The sequence below is a fragment of the Verrucomicrobiales bacterium genome (genome assembly GCA_016793885.1).
Lineage (GTDB): Bacteria > Verrucomicrobiota > Verrucomicrobiia > Limisphaerales > UBA11320 > UBA11320.
Genome location: JAEUHE010000075.1, coordinates 1 through 16426, shown reverse-complemented (window position 1 = coordinate 16426; position 16426 = coordinate 1). Strand labels below are relative to the sequence as shown.

At 59.1% G+C, this 16426-nt stretch carries 12 protein-coding genes; 7 read left to right on the top strand and 5 right to left on the bottom strand.

Features of this window, described 5'->3' with window-relative positions; genetic code table 11:
- Positions 1-229: 229 nt before the first annotated feature.
- The gene (locus JNN07_09140; GenBank protein ID MBL9167891.1) at positions 230-988 is read left to right on the top strand and encodes a DUF1361 domain-containing protein; all 759 of its coding nucleotides are present in this window, start codon (positions 230-232) and stop codon (positions 986-988) included.
- 234 nt (positions 989-1222) lie between these two features.
- On the opposite strand, the gene gmd is transcribed toward JNN07_09140, so the two are convergent.
- Both gmd and JNN07_09130 read right to left on the bottom strand, forming a co-directional pair.
- A complete protein-coding gene (gene gmd, locus JNN07_09135; protein MBL9167890.1) occupies positions 1223-2236 on the bottom strand; it encodes a GDP-mannose 4,6-dehydratase in 1014 nt (337 codons plus the stop codon).
- Between the two features lie 32 nt (positions 2237-2268).
- Entirely contained in the window at positions 2269-2733 is a 465-nt protein-coding gene (locus tag JNN07_09130; protein MBL9167889.1) for a hypothetical protein, read from the bottom strand.
- A 110-nt stretch (positions 2734-2843) separates the two neighbouring features.
- Here JNN07_09130 and JNN07_09125 point away from each other — a divergent pair, with 110 nt between their 5' ends.
- On the top strand, positions 2844-3875 hold the full coding sequence (locus JNN07_09125) for an LOG family protein (GenBank protein MBL9167888.1): 1032 nt from the start codon (positions 2844-2846) through the stop codon (positions 3873-3875).
- Positions 3876-3994: 119 nt separating this feature from the next.
- Here JNN07_09125 and tig read toward each other — a convergent pair whose 3' ends face one another.
- Positions 3995-5299 (bottom strand): trigger factor, encoded by a 1305-nt coding sequence (gene tig / locus JNN07_09120; protein MBL9167887.1) that lies wholly within the window; start codon positions 5297-5299, stop codon positions 3995-3997.
- Positions 5300-5544: 245 nt separating this feature from the next.
- On the opposite strand from tig, the gene JNN07_09115 reads away from it, so the two are divergent.
- Entirely contained in the window at positions 5545-7608 is a 2064-nt protein-coding gene (locus JNN07_09115; GenBank protein ID MBL9167886.1) for a hypothetical protein, read from the top strand.
- A gap of 129 nt (positions 7609-7737) precedes the next feature.
- The gene (locus tag JNN07_09110; GenBank protein ID MBL9167885.1) at positions 7738-9222 is read left to right on the top strand and encodes a trypsin-like peptidase domain-containing protein; all 1485 of its coding nucleotides are present in this window, start codon (positions 7738-7740) and stop codon (positions 9220-9222) included.
- Positions 9223-9442: 220 nt separating this feature from the next.
- Here JNN07_09110 and JNN07_09105 read toward each other — a convergent pair whose 3' ends face one another.
- On the bottom strand, positions 9443-11620 hold the full coding sequence (locus JNN07_09105) for an LPS-assembly protein LptD (protein ID MBL9167884.1): 2178 nt from the start codon (positions 11618-11620) through the stop codon (positions 9443-9445).
- 339 nt (positions 11621-11959) lie between these two features.
- Here JNN07_09105 and JNN07_09100 point away from each other — a divergent pair, with 339 nt between their 5' ends.
- The 3 genes from JNN07_09100 to JNN07_09090 are packed head-to-tail and all read left to right on the top strand — an operon-like array spanning position 11960 to position 14955.
- Positions 11960-12796: an HAD family hydrolase gene (locus tag JNN07_09100; protein ID MBL9167883.1), complete on the top strand. Its 837-nt coding sequence runs from the start codon at positions 11960-11962 to the stop codon at positions 12794-12796.
- Between the two features lie 12 nt (positions 12797-12808).
- Entirely contained in the window at positions 12809-13921 is a 1113-nt protein-coding gene (locus tag JNN07_09095) for a hypothetical protein (GenBank protein MBL9167882.1), read from the top strand.
- Positions 13918-14955 (top strand): carbohydrate kinase, encoded by a 1038-nt coding sequence (locus JNN07_09090; protein ID MBL9167881.1) that lies wholly within the window; start codon positions 13918-13920, stop codon positions 14953-14955. Before JNN07_09095 ends, JNN07_09090 begins: the two co-directional genes overlap by 4 nt.
- 283 nt (positions 14956-15238) lie before the next feature.
- On the opposite strand, the gene lpxI is transcribed toward JNN07_09090, so the two are convergent.
- Positions 15239-16063, bottom strand: a complete 825-nt coding sequence (gene lpxI / locus JNN07_09085; protein ID MBL9167880.1) for a UDP-2,3-diacylglucosamine diphosphatase LpxI — start codon at positions 16061-16063, stop codon at positions 15239-15241.
- Positions 16064-16426 lie beyond the last annotated feature (363 nt).

The following is a 16426-nucleotide window of genomic DNA, read 5'->3' as shown; positions in this document are numbered from 1 at the left end:
CAAACCGCAACCCACGATGGGGTTGTGAATTCTATGGGTTTTTCCCAGGGTAGCTCGTTCCTCGCAACCCTGGGCTTTGAGGCGCTATCCCGTTGGGATAGAGGTCCAAGATCTTCTGAACTTGTGGGTAATGCTTAGAGAACTCTGCCGCTTTTCAGCTTGAATCGCGCACCTCATCGGTCTCAAGTCGGATGCTCGAAGGCCGATTGACCCTCCTGGCGGCCATCCAATGAAAAGCTCCTCGCCAATCCAATTACTGCTGCAAGCTGCTCTAGATCGCCTAGACCGGCACCTGGGGGTACGATTGGCGCACGTCGTGGCTCCTTGCCTGCTGGCATCGATGATCGGATGCTTCGCCGTGGTTCTTGAACCCGTCCTGACGCACCGATCTCGACAGACGCATCTGATCAAAAACCTGATCCTCGCCTGGCTGCCGCTGGGGTTCGCCTGGCTGAGTTTCCGGCGAGCCCAAGCCGGACATTTCCGGGATTGGTGGTTCGGGACCTGCACGGTGGCCTGGCTTCTCCTGCTGCCCAATTCACCCTATCTCTTTACCGACCTGGTCCACCTGCTGGGCAGATACAACAACCACTACTGGTCGGATCTCGTCAAGGTGCTGCTCTTCGCCACCACCGGCATGGGCGTCGGCATGATCTCACTGCAGCTGATGCATGGTCTGGTGACGCGATGGCGCGGATGGCTGGCGGGATGGACCTTTGTCGCGATCATCTCAGTGCTCTGCTCGATTGGTGTCGGACTGGGCCGATTTAAGCGCTGGAACAGTTGGGATGCGTTGAGGACGCCTAAGCTCGTGCTCCGAGATGTCATCGACTATATCCAACACCCTGGGTCGAGCAATCATCCCACCGGCTTCCTGGTGCTGATGGCTCTGTTCCTCTTTTGCTCCTATCTCACCTTCTATGCTCTTCGCCACGCCCCGCCCATCGAAACACCTCCTACGGAACAGCCTCCGATCCCAAAGGGATAGAGACAAGGCCGGCGCATGGTACGGCGAAACTCCGTTGAGCCCACAATAACCCCCGGGCTCCCTCGCACACGGAAAATCCCCCCCGATGAGGGCCTCTCAACGTGGATCATCTCTTCGCGCTCCCCGCCGCGGTACCTTCAACCCTTACAAACCCTGGGCATTCATGAGGACTCAGCACCATCGGGCTCCACAGCCCCAACTCGGAGTCGGGGTGGGGACAAGTCCGACCGGCTGCTAGCCGACCCACTTACCTTTGCCAGCCAGGTGATCCTTGAGGCGCAGCATGTCTGCGTCGACCATCAGGTTAGCCAAATCCACAAACCGGGTTTTAGGCTCCCAACCCAGTTTAAGCTTGGCCTTGGAGTAGTCACCGATAAGTAGTTCCACCTCGGCAGGACGGAAGTAAACCGGGTCAATCTCAACATGCTTGGTCCAATCGAGTCCCGCCCTCGAAAACGCAGCTTCGAGAAACTCTTTCACGGTATGCGTCTCGTTGGTAGCGATCACATAGTCGTCCGGCTCGGGTTGTTGCAGCATCAGCCACATCGCCTCGACATACTCCTTGGCGTAGCCCCAGTCACGCTTGGCATCCAGGTTCCCCAGGAAAAGTTTATCCTGAAGCCCGGCCTTGATGTGGGCAACTGCCCGCGTGATTTTCCGGGTGACAAATGTCTCACCGCGCCGCGGCGATTCGTGATTGAAGAGAATCCCGTTGCTGGCATGAATGCCGTAGGACTCCCGGTAGTTGACGGTGATCCAATACGAGTAGACCTTGGCGCAGCCATAGGGACTCCGAGGATAGAACGGGGTCGTTTCGGTCTGCGGCACCGCAGCCACCTTGCCATACATCTCGCTGGAAGAGGCCTGATAGAAGCGGGTCGAGATTCCAGTCTCCCGAATAGCCTCAAGCAGACGAACGGTTCCCGTGGCCGTGATATCGGTGGTATACTCCGGGCTGTCGAAGCTCACCCGCACATGACTCTGGGCCGCCAGGTTGTAAACCTCTTCCGGCTGAATCTTGCCCACCAAGCGGGCCAATCCGCTCGCATCGCTGAGATCACCATAGTGGAGCTTCAGACGGGCGCTGGTGACATGAGGATCCGCGTAAATATGGTCGAGACGGCTGGTGTTGAAGGTGCTTGCTCGACGGATAATGCCATGAACCTCGTAACCTTTGGCCAACAACAACTCCGCGAGGTAGGAGCCATCTTGCCCGGTAATGCCGGTAATCAAAGCACGCTTGTTCATAAATAGAATCCCCCCTGTCCTCTCCGGATGGGTTACTTCGGGTTTGGCTTCTGGCCATCCTTGGGCACCGTGGCCTTCATGGAAGGCGCCGGGATCGGAACTCGATTCGCTAAGAAGGCTGCAGAAACCGAACCGTCAGCTTCCAAACGTCCTCGGATCACCACATCCGCCCCCACTGTAAGATCTGCTGCCTTAACCACACTCCCTCCCACTTTGGCCAGGGTCGTCGGCGTGCAGCGGACCATAAAGACCGAACTCGCGTTGGAGGCGAAGAAGGAGTTCTTGGCGGCATCGATGGTATGGACCCGCGCGAAGACACTCACTGCAGAAGGCCCACGGTTGGTCGCCACTCCACTCGCCGCTCCGGGAGACGCAGGGGAAGCAGCGTCCCGTTCAGCGGCGAGCGAACAAAGGAGCAAACCCGGAGTGCACAGCCAGAGGCAGGCACGGAAAGCGACTCGTACCAGCAAGCTTAACATGGAAGATTGGCGATTCATAACAGACACCCGGATGACTCCACCGACATTCCACTCTTGGCCTACGGGTGGCAAGCCGATTTGCGAGGCTCATTGCTTTTCAGAACCTGCCGATTAAGTTGGGGAAGAGAATGGAAAAAATGGAACGTCCGCCGGTCGACCCAGAGTTGCGTCGACGCATTAACGAACTGATCGCTTTCAAGGGTGGAGGGAGCAACCCGGACCTGGTTGCCGACATCATCGAAAACGCCCTGAAGCTGATGTCCGACGTGGAGTCACGCGGGGATGTGCGCGTCATCCAAACAACGGTCCGAGAGCTGCGCTATGCCTTCAGACTATTCGCCCCTCACTCGAAGGTCCGGAAGGTCACCATGTTCGGGTCGGCCCGCCTCCAACCCAATCGCAAAGAGTATCAGGAGGCGGTGTCCTTCGCGCAGAAAATTGCCGCGGAAGGATGGATGGTCATCACTGGAGCCGGCCCCGGCATCATGCAGGCGGGACATGAGGGAGCCGGGCCGGAGAAAAGCTTCGGCGCCAACATCCGGCTACCTTGGGAGCAAAGCGCCAACCCGGTGATCCAGCACGACAAGAAGCTAATCACCTTCAAATACTTTTTCACCCGCAAGCTGACCTTTGTCAGGCACTCTGACGCCATCGTTCTTTTCCCCGGCGGGTTCGGAACCCTCGACGAGGGCTACGAAGCCCTCACGTTGATGCAGACGGGGAAGAGCAAACTGATGCCGCTGGTGCTCATGGACAAGCCGGGCGGCACCTATTGGAAGACCTGGGACAAGCACATCCGCGAGCATCTGCTTCGCAACCAGCTCATCTCCCCGGAGGACCTCGACCTCTACCAAATCAGCAACAGCGTCGAGGATGCGGTGAAGTTAATCACCCGGTTCTATCGCAACTTTCACTCGATGCGCTTCGTCAGGGAAACGCTCGTCATCCGTCTCCAGCACGCCCTCTCGCCGACTGCGATCGATGCTCTTAACGAGGACTTCGCGGATATCATGCTGACAACCAAAATCCATCCGATCGAACCCACCGCCGAGGAGAAGGAGGACAACCAGTTCCTTCACCTGCCTCGCATCGGCTTCGAGTTCAACCGACGGGACTATGGCCGGCTTCGTCAAATGATCGATGTCTTGAATGCGCAGTGACCCGCACCGCGGTCCCCGCACCCTGCCGCCGGGCGCATAAAAAGGGCGGTCACCCGTAGGTGACCGCCCGATCAAAAACTATAAACTGCTCAGCCAGTGGTTGAGAGAGCTCAGACCGTTCAAGCCGTCGCTTCTTCGATCTTGGCGTGTTGCTGGAGGAAATCGACCACCTTCTCGTGCAGCATCTGGTTGTAGATGTCCTGAAGCCCGTTGCGTTTCTCCAACTCCTTCACCAGCTTTTCAGGCGTGGTTTGATAATGGCGGGCCATGGCTACCACTCGAACATTGAGCTCATCGTTGGAAACCTTGATTCCCTCTTTGATGGCGATCTTGTTGAAGAGGAAGCTGGCTTTCACCCGATCTTTGGCGGTCTGGGCCGCGGCGGCGTAGATCTGATCCTTTTGCTGCTCGATCAATTCCTTGGCTACTCCGCGCTGCTGATTCTCAGCCACGATGTTGTAGACCACGTTCCGGGTCTCCTGATTGACAGAGACCTCGGGGAGGTCGAACTGGACTTTTTCCATCAGGGACTGAACGACCTGGGAACGAACGTTGCGGTGATCCTTGCTGTTCAGTTCGTTCTGCAAATCGGAGCGCACGCCCTCGCGGAGCTGATGGAGATTCTCGGCCTTCCAACCCTGGGCGAAGGCATCATCCAGAGCAGGCAAAATCCGATTTTTCACCTCCACAACCTCCACTTCAAACGCGCCCTTCTTGTTCTGGAGCTGGGGCGTCACGAAGTCCGCCGGGAAGTCAACGTTCACCGTCCGGCGATCACCGGCCTTGGCACCCACCAATTGGTCGGTAAAGCCAGGGATGAAGTAATCCTTCTCGAGACGCATCCAGAAGTTCTTCTGTTCCGTTAGGCCCTTGGCAGTCGGAGCCAGTGCGGTGATGGGCTGTCCCTCGCAAGAACCTTGGTAGTTGACGACCACGAAGTCACCAGACTCAGCCGCGCGATCTACTGTCTCAAAAGTGGACTTACGTTCCCGAAGCGCATCCAAGGCGCGATCGATATCCTCGTCGCTGACCTTGGTGTTCCCGCGCTTGGCGGCGAGGCCACGATATTCCGGAACCTCAAATTTCGGCGCGGTCTCAACCGTGAAAGCGACCTTGGCATCCTGATCGATGCCAAATTGGATCTCTTCGACATCAGGGTTGGCTACCACCTCCAACTCATGCTGTTTCACGGCATCGCGGAAAATGTCGCCGTAAAGCTTCTGGCGCACTTCCTTTTGGATATCCGCATCAAACTTCTTCAAGATCATCTCACGCGGGGCTTTACCAGGCCGGAAACCGGGCAGCGAAGCGTGCTTTGCGAAGTAGGTCGTGACTTCTTGATAAGCGCTCTTAACCCGCGAGGCATCCACCTCAATGCGGAGGAGTTTCTTGCAAGGACCGAGGTGTTCTAGCGTGACGTTCACAGATAGTTCTATTGGAAATGATTGCTCGATTCCCGCCCGGCCAGATCTCCAAACCTGAGCGTCCGACCCCGGCGAGTCGGCAAAGGTATTAGGCAGGCTGGGAAGCGTCAAGCCTGGGAATGCGTGTTTGACACTCACCCCCACCTCATGAGACTATGACCAAACTAGAGTTGTTCACATAAATGCCAAGAGCTATGCGTACCCCATTGAGTTTCCTCCCCCGCTTTCGGTTCTCTTCCGGAATAGTGTTACCGACAATCTGGAAGCTCGGTTTGGTTCTCTTCGCCGGGTTCCTGGGCACGGTACCGGGCAGCCTGGCGGCGGCTCCGGCGAACGACGCTCTATCCCAGGCTTTGGAGTTGACTGGAAGCACCGGAGTGACTCCCGGCACCACCGCCTCCGCTACGGTCGAACCAGGTGAACCTCTCCACGTGACGGATGCCGGGGGGTCGGTCTGGTATCGTTGGGATGGTTACCGATGGCCAGAGACCGGCAGCGCCACCAACACACTCACAGTAGCCGCCGCTAGCTTCACGCCTCGCTTGGCCGTCTATCGGCTGAACGGAGATACCGTCGCCTTCAGCAATCTCGTCAAGGTTGCCAGCGGCACCACCACCACCAAAAGCGTGTCCGCCAAGTTTCGCGCCGATCCGGGAGCCAACTACCTCATTGCAGTTGCGGGTAGCAGCCGGAGTGCAGGAACGTTCAATCTCACCTGGAAACTCGCCCCCCCACCCGGAGGGGGAGTCGACCTGGTGGTGGTGCCCGAGTCCCTCAAGGCCAGCGTGGTCACCCGGAGCTTCAACGATCAGGATTGCGAAGTCCTCGACGGATGCACCACACCAGGCAACAACCGGCTGCTGACCATCGACTTCCAGGTCGCCAACCGGGGAACTAAAGATCTCATCCTCGGCAACCCGGAGGAGTCGCCCTACGGAGTTCAGCGAAACTGCTCCCGTAACAAGGTGTTCTCCGGCCTCCATCGCTATGTGCTGAAGAACAGCAAGGGGCAGATCGTGAAGTCGACCGAACCCGCGGAGCATTGCCTGCGGGATGACCGGCGGGAAAACAGCAAATCCGCCACGAACCAACTCTACACCTGCAGCGGCATTCAAGGGATCCAAGCAGGTTGGCTCTATGAATCTTCAGCCCTCCTACCCTGCCACTTCCTGGACGTCTCCGATGTCGCGTCGGGAACCTACACTCTCGAGGTCGTAACCGATCCTCATAACTCGATCGTGGAGAGCAACGAAACTAACAACACCGCGAAAATCACGGTAACCATACCCGCCGACTGCACCACACCACCACCCAACGACTTACGCTCCAACGCTATCGAGCTACAGGGAACCATGGCAGCGATCCTGGGCAACAGCGAATGCGCCACCGTTGAACTGGGAGAGGCCCCTCATGTTTCCGGTGCGACGCCCGGTCGTTCGATCTGGTATCGATGGACCGCCCCCTACACCGGTCAGGTGGTCGTGTCCACCGAGGGAAGCAACTTCGACACGCTACTCGAGATTCAAGCCGCCGCCACCGGCGGGGTGAACGGCGAGTCCATCGCTAGCAATGACGATGTGGGTGCCGGCATCCCGCAAAGCCGGGTCACGTTCAACGCGACACAAGGCCAAACCTATTGGATCGTGATCGACGGCTATAACCTTCAGGGAGGAGACGCCAGGCTCAGTATCAACGGGGCGGTCAACGATAGCTTCCAGGATGCCCAACCCCTGTCCGGCTTGACGGGGCTTGTTACCGGGGACAATGGGCGCGCCACGAAAGAAACCGGGGAGCCGGTCGTGGGCGGAAACGCTGGAGGCCACTCCGTTTGGTATCGATGGACCGCCCCCATCAAGGGCCCCGTCAACCTCAGCACCGAGGGTAGCACCTTCAAGACTCTCCTAGGTGTCTTTCAGGGTTCTGCTCTCAATAAGCTTACCGCCACCCCCGGCACCGCAAGCCAAACGACCGGAGGCCAGGCCAAGCTGCGGTTCCAAGCAAATGCAGGTCAAACCTACTACTTCGTGGTCGATGGCCGCGCCGGAGCCAGTGGTGTCTACCAACTCTCCTGGCTCGAGGAAGGTGCCCTGCCGGCCCCGCTCCAGATCGCAGCAACTCAGCCAAAGGAGGGCCAGATTCTGCTGAGTATCTCCGGGAATGTAGGGCAGGTGGTGACCATTCAGCGGGCGATCGAACTCGGGGCCTGGACGAACATCGGAACTCTGACCCTCACCACGACAAACCAAGCAAGGTTCACCAACTCCCCCGGCAGCCTGAATAAAGCCTTCTATCGGGCAATCGCTCCCTGAAGCCATCAAGAAGGCCAGGGACGCCGGCCTCTGTCCCTACCCTAACGAGGAGAATGGCCCCATTCTCCTTCTTAGGCTGACTTGAAGGCTTATCCTTTATGACCTCACGCCGATGGATAGAGCGAGGACATGAAGAAGATTTTGTTACTGCTCGCGCTGGGTGGAATTGAAGTCGCCGCCTCCCTGCTTCAGGCGGAAACCGCATCGGCGGAGGCTTCCGAGGGATTGGCCGTTGCGAGACGCCTGAACGAGGCGTTTGCCGCGGTGGCCAAAAACTCGTCTGCCCAAGTCGTGGTGATCAAGGTCACCACCAAAACAACCGAGCCTGCGGCGGATGCCCCGCCTCCGGCCGACCAGGAAGACCTGAGCCCTGAGCTGCGACGCCTTCTGGAAGAGCACCTTCCCGATCTTCACAACAGTCCGCCTTTCCGCAGCGGATCAGCCGACTCATACGACAGTCAAGGATCGGGAATCATCTTCAGCTCGCAGGGCCACATCCTGACCAACCGCCACGTGGTCGAGAATGCGGACACCATCCGAGTGAAGCTAGCCGACGGCAGCGAGCACGCCGCGCGCATTTGCGGTCTGGATGCCATCTCGGATCTCGCGCTTCTTCAGGTGCCGCTCGCCAATCTGCAGCCCGCCAAGCTCGGAACTTCCTCCCGACTCAGGATCGGCGAGTTCGCCATCGCCATCGGGGCCCCCTTCGATCTCGACTACAGTGTGACCTTCGGCCACATCAGCGCCAAAGGACGCAACAACGTCCTCTCCGACGCCAATATCGAGCAAGACTTCATCCAGACCGACGCCCAGATCAATCCGGGCAGCAGTGGAGGGCCCCTGCTCAATATCGAAGGGGAAGTCATCGGCATCAACACCCTGATCCGAGGAGTCCGCACGGGCATTGGCTTCGCCATCCCCATCGATCGTGCGAAAGAGATCGCCCAGGAACTCATGCACCATGGCCGTTACGCCCGCACGTGGCTGGGGATTGGGGTCCAGGCGCTTCGGGAAGACCCTGTGCTTCGTCTGGCCGTCCCCGAGGCTCGCGAGGGGCTGCTGGTCAAAACCATCGAGGCCGGCGGCCCAGCCCGCAAATCTCAGCTCCGGGCGGGCGATGTCATCGTCGCCATCGACGGACATCCCGCTCTCAGTTCCCAAGATCTCAAAAAGACCGTCCAGTCGCGCAAAGCCGGGGATCAGGTGACCTTCGACGTCATGCGAGGGGGCCAACGACTGAAGGTGCAACTACAAACCGAGGCCATGCCGGAAGGAGAGGAACCTCAACTAGCGGCCACTCCCACCTCGACTTCGGAGCAGGACGATCGCCTGGGCATCGCCGTGCGGCCCTTGACCAGCGAGCAGGCCGAGCGTGAGGGGCTGACTCGAGATCAGGGAGTCTGGGTGACCCAAGTGGCCCCCGGAAGCATCGCCGAACACCACGGGATCCGCTCAGGCCAGATTCTGACCGAGATCAACCGTCGGCCCATTTCCAGCCCTCGCCAATTCAAAGAGGTGCTGCGGACAGCCGACCCTCGCAAAGGCATTGCCCTGGGCTATCTGAGCGAAGGTTCCGCCCGCTTCGAGTTCGTGCCGAGTTCGGCGGATAAATAGCTGCCTCCTCCGTGTGGTCCGCGTCGTCCGTGGGCAACGCATCACCGCTCGATTCACGTCCATTTTTCGGGGGTGTCCCTGTCCAGAAACAGCGCATGGAGGCCTTGGAGAGGCAGACTTCCCGCGCGCAGTGCCTCCTAGCAGCAAACGCCGTTGGAGCGATGGCATGAGGTCTCCGCATTTCGCAACACCCATGCCATCGCTCCAACGGCGTTTGCTGCTAGCCCCCGAATAACATCGAAGGCTTGTCCACATCATCCTTGAGTTTGAAGCGCGGGAACGCTTTCAAATTGAAGATCACCCCAATGGTGTAGTCGCGCGGCTCGCTACCGCGGCTCTCGCGAATTCGGAACGAAAGCGCACCGGTCCAGCTGCGAAAATCTCGATACATCGTGTAGATCTGCTCCTCCATCGTGCCATCCCGAGCTTCGAAATGGTGAGTGGCTCGAAAGCCCCAATTCTCATTGAACCGGTAGTAGAACCGGGTGGAGATCAGGTTGTGGCCCGAATCCACCCCGTAGAACGGATCGTCACGCAGGTAGCGATGACCGACCGACAAGCTCCAATCCGGCCCCGGCAGGATGGTCAAGTAGTGGTTCGCTTCCTTCCAATACTCTCCCTCCACATTGTACCGCAGCTCCGAGCTGAGACTGAGCCAGTGGAAAGGAGCGAACTCGGCATCGGAGTAGATGTCGGCGAAGGTCGCCTGATCCGCCAGCGGACGCAGCCGCCAATCGGTGTAAAGAGCCCACGTCGCAAAGTCTTCGACCACCCCGCTCCGCTTGGTCTGGAGCTTGTTCCGCAATCCCAGCCGAAGCACGTTCTGACTATCCACAGAGTCAATCCGATTGTAGTCCGGATACTCAATCGGGAGCAGTCGGCGGCTAGGCAATTCGTAATCGAACTGAGGAAGCTCCCGCGGAGACCGACTGGGGCGAGGCACGTAGACGTAATTGATGGATGGTTGAAGAATGTGGCGCAAACCATCGATCTCAAAAAACCGATTCTCGGCGCCCTGCCACACACGCGACGCCTTGGTGGTCAGCTCCGCACCCGTATTGAAAACATAGCGATCCTGCTCGTCGCGTCTGGAACCATAGCCGTCCTCCTCGCCGTAATAGGTCGCCCGCCCGCCCACTCGCGGAGTGATCGTAAGCCAGTTGAAAAAGGTGTGCGGAAGAGTGACTTGGTGGTAGGTGTCACCGCGGAACGCGCCAAAGCCGTTGGTGCCCGAATCCGCAAAGCGGCGTCGGAAATAACCGATCGAGCTATCGCTGTCATAGAACAGCGGAAGATCCCAAAGCTGCTGCCGCAACCCGGTGAGCTTCAGATCGGGCAAACGCTCCACCGTATCAAAAAAATCGTTAACCCGAGGCTGAGCCAGCGCATTCAAACTCCAGTTGCTCCAGCTCTTGGCGAACTCGAAATAAGTCGCCGGTTGAACATTCTCCCGGTACTCCGTTTCGAAAAAGTCACGAATCACCTGGGCGTCCCGCTGATACTTGACCGAGGCCTTAAAGGTAAAATTGGTATCGAGGGTCGCCTGATGTTCAAACCAAGCCCGCTGACGTTCATGGGAAATCGGATTGCCCAAAGGATCCCGCCCCGGATTGTCATCCCGCGTCCGATAATACTTCATCTCGCCCGCCCCGATCTTGGGTAGATCGTAGCGCAGCTCGGGACCGTAGCCGAAACCGCGCTTTTGGCGCGCATCGATATCCAACACCCCTTCTATGTGGTCGCTGAACTGGTAGTGATAGCTCGACAGCAGGTAAGGTCCGTACTTCGTCCGATACCCCGGCACCATCACCCAGTGATTTGGATGGCGTCGCAACGACCGCTTCCAAACAGGGATATAGAATCCAGGAAGCTTCCCGATCCGGACCGTGGCCTGCTCCGCCCGGATATACTCGCCCGGAACGATGGTGATCCGCTTCGCGCGCACCGAATAGCCGGGATCAGCATAATCATCCGTCGTAACCAAGACGTCCTCAGCTGTGTAGACCTTGGATTGCTGATCGGAGGTAAAGTTGTGCCCGCGGGCAAAATACGGAACCTGGCCCGTCTTGAAATCGATCCCACTGAACTGACGGGTCTTGTAGTTGTAGTCGATCTGCTCCCCGATCCAAACCTCTCCATTCCGCTCAACTCGGACGGAGCCCTTGGCGCGGATGTTGCCCGTGTTCTGATCGAGCTCCGCCTCGTCGGCCACCATGTACAAGTCCCGGTAGCGCACCTCCACACCGCCCGAGATGACCAAGTGGCCATTCACGAGCGAGGACGTCGCATTCGTGCCCGTAGTCTTCAACTCCGGCAGCTGAAGGATATCCTCCGCGGAAACCACGTGGCAGCCCAGGAACAGGAAAAAAGCTATTAGAATTGTTCGGACAGCGAGCATCGAGCGCTAGGAGCTAAACAAAAAGCCTGCCAGCCTGCCAAGCGGGAAGAAGAACTATCGGCGGGGGACCACGATTACGAGGGCGAGGGGGAGTCTCCGGCACGGAGTTCCGACTTCAGGCGGAGGGGGCCTCGAAGTGAGATCACGCGCCCAACCTGCTGAAGCAGGAACTCCATGCGCCGAAAGGCCTGTCCCTCGTACGGAGTTCCGCCTTCAGGCGGAGGGGGCCTCGGGGTGGGAGGGACGCGGAACCTGAAGGCGGAACTCCGTACACGAGAACCGCGCACGCACAAGATCGGCTTGCAGATTTAACTTCCCGAGAGTCTACTTTCCGCACTCATGCAGAACGCATCATCAGCCCCGTGCCGGATCGAATACACCGGCAGTTTTTCTCCTCGCCCCGGAATCACCCATGTTCTCTTTGATTTCGATGGGACCCTGTCGATCATCCGCGAAGGATGGCCGAATGTCATGGTTCCCATGTTCCTCGAGATGATCCCACAAAGGGCCGGCGAATCCGAGGCCGCCTTACGGCAATTGCTCACCGACGACATCCTCCGCCTCAACGGGAAGCAAACCATCTATCAGATGATGCAGTTCGCCGACCGAGTGAAGGAACGGGGTGGAACGCCCAAGGAGCCGCTGTGGTATAAGCACGAGTATTTGCGACGCCTCAACGAGCGCATCCAGGACCGGCTCGAGGCCCTCAAGTCCAAACGCCGGCAGCCCGACGATTTTGTGGTTCATGGCTCACGCGCCCTGCTAGAAGACCTTTCCCGCCGCGGCCTCCAGCTCTACCTCGCCAGCGGCACCGACGAAGTGTTCGTCAAACAAGAGGCCGATCTCCTGGAGGTTTCCAGCTACTTCAAGGGGCGAATCTATGGTGCCAAGGACGACTACAAGAGTTTCTCAAAGGCCATGATCATCGATCTCATCCTCGAGGAGAACAAAATCGGCGGTGCCCAACTGCTCGCGTTCGGCGACGGCTACGTCGAGATTCAGAATACGAAGCAGGTCGGTGGAATGGCCATCGCGGTTGCGAGCGATGAGGCGAACAACGGCTCCGGAAATGTCGATCCCTGGAAACGGGAGCGGCTGCTCGGCGTCGGAGCGGACGCCGTCATCCCTGACTACCGCGACGCCTCCGAGCTGCTCAACCGCATCTTCCAACGCTAAGACTCCCCGCTCATGTCCACCATTCCCGAACCCCTGGACCTGCGACGGTTGAAGGTCTATCCGTTGGCCAGCCGTCGAAGCATGAGCGCGATCGAGGAAATCCTCGTCGATCCCAACTCGCCGCCGCCCGCAGCCTCGGCCTTCAACCTGGAATTGATCCGCCGGGCCGCCGATTCCATTCGCCAAGCCCGCGCAAAGAACGCGGGTGTGATGCTGCTTTACGGGGCGCACCTGGTGAAAAACGGTGCCAATGCCATTGTGGATGCCCTGATGGCCGGAGGGTGGATCACGCATCTGGGAACGAACGGGGCGGGATCGATTCACGACTGGGAGTTCGCCTTCCAAAACTGGTCCACCGAGAGCGTGGAACAAAACGTCGCCACAGGCACCTTCGGAACCTGGGATGAGACCGGACGGAACATCCATCTGGCGCTGATGGCTGGTGCGCTGCGCAGCGAAGGCTACGGGGTTTCTCTCGGCCGATTCCTCAACGAGGACGGAACCACGCTCCCCACACCAGAATCGCTGGAGGAACTCCTGCGCCAGGAGCCAGGCCATCCGCTGAGCCCGGCCCGCGTCGACCTACTGGTGGCAATGCGCACCCACGGACTCAAGCCCGGGCGTATCGACGTGAAGCATCCCTGGAAGCACACTTCGATCTTCGCCAATGCCTTCCGGCGTGGCATCCCCCTGACCGTGCACCCGGGGATCGGCTACGATATCATCACCAACCACCCGCTCTTCAACGGGGCGGTCCTGGGACGAGCGGCCGCCATCGACTTCCGGCTGTTCAGTCGCGCGGTCGAATCTCTGGATCACGGGGTCGTGATGTCCGTTGGGTCCGCCATCATGGCCCCGCAGGTCTTCGAAAAGAGTCTGAGCTGCGTCAACAATCTCCGACTCCAGGACGGACGGCCCATCGTCAAGGATCATCAATTCGTGGTGGTGGACCTTCAGGACGGCGGCAACTGGGATTGGACCAAGGGCGAACCCCCGCGCGAGAACCCGGCCTATTACCTGCGCTTCTGCAAGAGCTTCTCCCGCATGGGCGGCCAAATGCATTACGCCCAATGCGACAACGTTGCTTTCCTCCACCATCTGCTGAACCACCTGCGCTCCGCGTGAAAAAGTCTCGTTTTCAGGAAATCACCTCCGAATACGCCAAGCTCCGCATCGGAGTCATCGGGGACTACAGCCTCGATCGCTATCTGGAGATCGACCCCACCCGGTCCGAAATCTCCATTGAAACAGGATTGCCCGTTCACAATGTGATGAACGTGCGTGGTCAACCCGGCGCAGCCGGCACCATCCTCAACAACCTGGTGGCCCTGGGCATCAAGTCCATCTACCCCGTGGGTTTCTGCGGTAAGGATGGTGAAGGTTACGAGCTGCAGCATGCGCTCCGTGCCAAGGGCAAGAGCGTCCCCTTGGATTACTTTTTTCCGACGGAAGAGCGCCGAACATTCACCTACTGCAAACCCTTGCTCCTCCGTCCCGGCCAGCCTCCAGAAGAGTTGAACCGGCTGGACACCAAGAACTGGACCCCCACGCCCGCCTCCGTCGAGAACCGGCTCATCGAAGCCGTGGAACATCTCGCGCAACGGGTGGATGCCTTGATCGTCTTGGATCAGGTGGACGCTCCCGAGACCGGAGTCGTAACGCGCCGCTTACTCGACTGCCTCGGTCAGATCAGCCGGGAACAACCCGATCTGCTGATCATCGCCGATAGCCGGCGCGGAGTGAAGGGATGGCCTCCACTCACCTTCAAAGTGAACGCCAATGAACTGGCAGCCATGACCGGCCAACCGCGGATGCTGTCGGTCGCCGAGGTGGGCCCCCTCGCTTTGGAGTTCGCCAAGGAGCATCAGCGACGCATTTTCATCACTCTTGCCGAAAAGGGAATCCTAGGCGCCACACCGGAAGGACAAGTGGAACATCTCCCCTCCCTGCCCTTGCGGGGATCCATTGACGTCGTGGGCGCAGGCGACTCCGTCACCGCTAATCTGACCGCAGCGCTAGCTGCCGGAGCGGATCTCCGCGAAGCGATCCGAATCGCCAACGCAGCCGCTTCGCTCGTGATCCATCAACTCGGCACCACCGGAACGGCCAGCATCGAGCAGATGCAGGAGCTGCTGTACGGCTCCATGATGCTGGCCTAGCCGCGAACCCGCCGGGTTCACAGACATTAGCCGGGGGTGCCAGCACCCCCGGGATTGCTAAAATTACGGAGCATCGCGCAGCGATGCCACAGGTTTCTGAGGCTTGCGTCAACCTACTCAAGGATCCGAATCTGTTCCTCCGTCCCCTCGCCGGCTAGTGGCACGCTTTGCAGGGTGCTGGCGAACAGGGGGCGTTCAGACCGAGGGAGTCGCTGCGCTCCACGCCCCGTTTAGCCTAATTTCTTTGAACCCCGTGGGTTCGAGGCTGGCATTCAAAATCCGGCTAACCATTCACCGCCAACATCGCCATCTTGTGTCGGGCCAACAAGGCTTCAACCGCCTCGCGCTCGAGCAACAAGGTCCGCTGGGCTTCGAACGCCAGAACCGCAACCCCTGCCTTGGCACAGGTCTCCACTGTGCCGGCTCCGACGCAAGGGATATCGAATCGCATGTCATGCTTCAGCTTCGCCACCTTGACTGCAACCGCCCCTCCCCCTTTTCCTGCCAATTCCCCGCCGCGGGCCAGACAGCGGTCCGTGCCTTCAAATCCCTCGACCGCCAGCACCGTCCCGCCCTTCACCACCACCGTCTGGCCGATCTCCAATCGTGAGACTTCCTTGGCAATACGCCAACCGAAGGCCACATCCTCCTGCTCCTCCGGGTTCAGCGCACGTCCCAGATGAAAGCCGGATTCGGGCATCATGGATTTGAGCCAGGGAGTGGCTTCGATCAGCTTCACTCCTTCCTTTTCCAACTCCTCGCCAATAGCTCCGAAGATGGTGTGCGCGTTCTTCTCCTTGAGACGCCAAAGCAGCTTCACCGCCCTTAGATCTGGCCTCAGATCAAAGAGGTTTTTGGGAGCGATCTGGCCCACCATGACACACTGATGAATGCCTCGATCTGAAAAGGCCTGGATCATCCGGTCGAGCTGGCCCACCTTCAGCCACACGATCTCATCGACGAGCCCAGCCAAAGCAGGATCCGTCTCACCTTCGAACGCCACCGCGACCAAACGCCGAATCCCCGCCGCACGAGCTTCGCGCGCCAGCGCGAAGGGGAGGGCGCGGTTGCCGGCAATGATGCCCAGAGATTCGATCGCATGCGACATGGGCGAACGCTAGCAAGGAGGCCGCCCGAAAGCAAAGCAGACAGTCGGTGCTATGGAGTGCGGTGGCACGACCTAAGCATTACCCACAAGTTCTTCGACCAAATGTTAGAATCCCAAAGGGATTCCGCCTCAAAGCCCAGGGTTGGCGCGACGCAGGAGCGCCTACCCTGGGTGAGTCGTTGTTTTCTCACAACCCCATCGCGGGTTGCGCTTGGGATCACCTGAAGCCCCACAGGGTTCGCAACCCACGATGGGGTTGTGGATTCTATGGCGTTTTCCAGGGTAGCTCGTTCCTCCCAACCCTGGGCTTTGAGGCGCAATCCCGTTGGGATAGGGAGGAAGCCCTCCGAACTTGTGGGTAAT